General features: G+C 44.7%; 5 protein-coding genes. 3 read left to right on the top strand and 2 right to left on the bottom strand.

The window, feature by feature from the left end; translation table 11 throughout:
- Both ENN47_12365 and ENN47_12360 read right to left on the bottom strand, forming a co-directional pair.
- Positions 1-571 (bottom strand): histidine phosphatase family protein (locus ENN47_12365; GenBank protein HDP78943.1); only part of this gene is annotated, 571 nt, incomplete at its 3' end.
- 219 nt (positions 572-790) lie between these two features.
- A complete protein-coding gene (locus ENN47_12360) occupies positions 791-1,165 on the bottom strand; it encodes a hypothetical protein (protein HDP78942.1) in 375 nt (124 codons plus the stop codon).
- A gap of 564 nt (positions 1,166-1,729) precedes the next feature.
- Here ENN47_12360 and ENN47_12355 point away from each other — a divergent pair.
- The 3 genes from ENN47_12355 to ENN47_12345 all read left to right on the top strand — a co-directional run.
- On the top strand, positions 1,730-2,539 hold the full coding sequence (locus tag ENN47_12355; GenBank protein ID HDP78941.1) for an acetoacetate decarboxylase: 810 nt from the start codon (positions 1,730-1,732) through the stop codon (positions 2,537-2,539).
- Between the two features lie 19 nt (positions 2,540-2,558).
- Positions 2,559-3,365 carry an SDR family oxidoreductase gene (locus tag ENN47_12350; GenBank protein HDP78940.1) on the top strand — a complete coding sequence of 269 codons (807 nt, stop codon included), beginning with the start codon at positions 2,559-2,561 and terminating at the stop codon, positions 3,363-3,365.
- Positions 3,366-3,380: 15 nt separating this feature from the next.
- The coding region (locus ENN47_12345; GenBank protein HDP78939.1) for a hypothetical protein at positions 3,381-3,742 on the top strand (362 nt) is incomplete at its 3' end.

The raw sequence follows: 3,742 nt of genomic DNA, 5'->3' as shown, positions 1-3,742 counted from the left end.
GAGCTTTCACAGTTGTAATTGCACAGTTTGTTATCGAAATGCCTGATCTCGAGAAAAAACTCCTGGGGTCGATCCCGTTGCAGACGAAGGGAAGTGTCATTGACAGAAAGCCTCCGTGACTTATGGCCAGGACTTCTCCCTCTGGGCATTCATCTAAGATGGTATTAATCGCTTTCCAGAATCGTGTTATGACCTGTCTATGGCTCTCACCCTCGGGAATTCGCTCATCTTTCTTACCCCCGATCCAGTCTCCTACAAGCTTCAGGAATGCGCTCGCTGCTTCGCCTTCAATCAACTTGCCCTCAAGTTCACCGACGTGAAACTCCCTGATTTCGTCCAGGGGTTTGGCCTCAATTTCCAATTCTGAAGATACTATGCTCGATGTCTCAATTGCTCTCAATATCGGCGAGGAATATATCCTGCGTATATTCTTTAATCTTAAAAAGCGCGCCGCCATTTCGGCCTGCCGTATCCCTTCTTCTGTAAGCGGGAAACCTTCATTGCTATTTGCGAATATCCTTTCAACATTTGCCTGACTCTGGCCGTGGCGCATCAGATATATTGTTGTCATTTTATGCCTCCATGAAGTTACTCAAGAAGATGATAACAGATTTGGTCTGAAGGTTTTCTGGTCAAAACTCACAGAGCAGTATGCAATAACTCAGAGTGCTCGACCCATGTTTCTAAGACTAGGGTTCCAGAGATCAATATGTGAGATGAATATATGGATTCTAAGGCAGTTTTAGAAAGGTAACTCTTACCCACTTGCTGATTTTACGAATATGTCGGCTTAACGTCTAGTTGCCTCCCAAGTTCCTTCAGCAAAGGGTTCGAATATTGTGAAGGTTCCCGACATCGTATTCTTGTTAACTGATCCAGCGAAATCTATTCCGCTTTCAGAGGTCCACGTGTTGATGCTTACCTCATGATCGTTCGAGATCATTCCAAAGAGCTCTTTACAGGTTGAATTAAGACAGAATCTGCCCCTGTAATTGTAGACTACGTGCTGTTCAATATGAAAAGTTGCAATGTCGGATGATCCATCGGAATAAAGCATCACGGCATCCCAGCTACCGTTCAAGTTTGGAAGTCCGAAAAAAAGACACCCAGATAACAGGACGATTATCGCCAATATCGAGAGTGCGGTCAGAAAGCGTTTCTTCATTCTCCATCCCCTCCGTGCAAAAAGCGCATTCTTTCTCGGACTAACTACGGAATCTACAAAGAAGCGCGAATTTGCTCCAATTATACAGTGTTTGAACCTTTGACATTGGAATCTTTTACAGCTACTGAACAGCGATTATATATGGGGAAATATGATAGCACTACTGATCGATCAAAATCGCTGTTCCGTGTCGTTAAAGAGAAACTATGAAGCAAGGCCTCTGGGACAAAATCATTGGGAATGTAGCGACATAATTTATGCTGATATTACTTCAACATTAAGCTTATTGCTCGTGTTGTCATGCATTCATTTTTGCTTGGAAGTTCATTAGGCATTGTGATCTAATTAACATGAACTAGAGACCGGGCTTCTCATTACAATCCCTATTCGTCCTGACTTCATCTACCAGTTTTTCGACGATTGCCAGATGGTTTTAGATTCATTAAAGAGCCATGATAGAGCAAATTTCCCGAGATAATTTCCAGAATCTTGTGGGTCTAGAAGAATATGCGTGCGGCAGGATATTGAGTTCCATTATTCATCGTGATGAGAGGAGGAAGTGAAGTGTCTGGGAAAAAAGGGAAATTCGTGTTGAACGAGGACTTCATCTACAAGATGCCTGCGCACTTTGGTGGCGATCCTTTCTACCCGATAAGGGTAGTCTACGGGGACAATATTGTTATCACCGTGGAGTATGAAACGGACGAAGAAGTTCTTTTGAACTACATTCCTGAAGACTTCGAACTGAAGGAGCCGGTTGTCAATGTTCAGTATACCAATTGCAGGGATGTAGATTGGATGATTGGGGGAGAGTACAGGCTCATCCAGGTGACGACACCTGTGAAGTATGTTGGAAATTCAGAGGGTCTCGAAGGAGTATATGCGCTTGTCGTATGGGAGAACAAGACCTGTCCGATAATCGGGGGCCGCGAAGAGGACGGAGTACCGAAAGTTTTCGCAGACATCTCTTCTGAGCGCCATCTGGAGAATCACTGGTTTGTAGCGGCAAGCTATGAGCAGTTTACCTTCCTGAAGATTGATCTTCATAGAGGAGATGAAGCGAGCGACGAAATACTGGCAGAACTCAACAAAAATCCTAAGATCAATCTGTTCGGGTGGAGGCACCTGCCTAATCTCGGAAAGGGTGGAGCTACCCTTAGTCATGCTACTCTATATCCTCAAGAGATGGTTTTGAAGAAAATGTGGAGCGGTACAGGAGCTTTGGAATGGACAGGCCTGTCATACGAGCAGCACCCTTTGCAGACAAGAATCATAAGGTCATTGGAGGCCTTGCCGATCAGAAGGGTTACTTCGTCAAGAATGGCCAAAGGAATTGTCAGGTTGAATGTCGGCGATTCAAGGATACTTCCATAGGTTATAGGAGGATGAAGAGATGAACGAATACTTCGAAAAGAAAGTTGCGGTTGTTACTGGTGCGGCCTCAGGAATTGGACTCGGTCTGACCGAGGAGATTCTTTCCAGGGGCGCGAAGGCTGTGTTTATGGCAGATGTAAGTCAGGAGAATCTCGATAGAGAATCGGAAAGGTTGAATTCAAAGTATGAAGGTGAAGCGGTGCCTTTCCTTACCGATGTCACAAAGGAAGATCACGTTGAGAAGCTAATCATGTCTGCCAAGGAGCACGAAGGACATCTTGACTTTGTGTTCAACAACGCAGGGATCGGAATGACGATCCCAACCGAGATGGTGACCTTCGAAACCTGGAGGAAAGTAGTAGATATCAACCTTTGGGGAGTGATCTACGGGACCTACCACGCCATACCGATTATGAGGGAGCAGAAATCGGGTCACATAGTAAATACAGCTTCTATAGCGGGATTGGTTCCAATTCCATATCAGGCGCTTTATGCAGGTACAAAAAGCGCGGTGAAGACTATCACTGAAAGCTTGTATTATGAGCTTCAAAATGAGGGTTTGAGATTCAGTGTTGTTTGCCCGGGAAATGTGAGGACCGCTATCTTTAGAGGTATGACACCTCCACCGGATTCAATACCAGTTGAGGATGCTGTGAATTACATATTCGAGAAGATGGAGAAAGGAGATCTGATGATAGTCTTCCCGCAGAAATATCGCGATTTTGACGAAATGTACAGAACAGATCGAGAGAAATTTGATGAGTTTGCACTGAATTTGGCTGCAGAAAGACTGGAGAACTACAGAACCAAAGGAAACTACTATTGATAGGGTAAGATGCCTATGAATCTAGCAAAGGTTATTGATGAATCGGAGCTGTCTCTTGAAGTAGTAATCTTGATGATAGCCGGGCTCATTCTTCTCATTACCGGTACCTTGCTTTTTCCAGTTGCGACCGGCGGCCTTCCTTACTATGAGAATGGACTTTACGGGCTTCTGCTGGTAATGTTCTCCCTGCAGACAATTTCAATGGGGAAAACGCCCTTTGGTGATTTGAAACGATCAAAACTCGTTGTGGCTGCGGGAATTATCATTGGTGGAATTGGAACGATAACTTGTTTCATTCCAGATGCCTTCAACGACATTCCCAGGCTCCTACTATTCCTTTTCTTTGGCCCCGGAGGAGCTCTTCTGCTTCTTCAGAT

It is taken from the genome of Mesotoga infera (assembly GCA_011045915.1).
Classification (GTDB): domain Bacteria; phylum Thermotogota; class Thermotogae; order Petrotogales; family Kosmotogaceae; genus Mesotoga; species Mesotoga infera_D.
The sequence above is the reverse complement of the archived record's forward strand: the minus strand, read 5'-3'. Positions and strand labels throughout refer to the sequence as shown.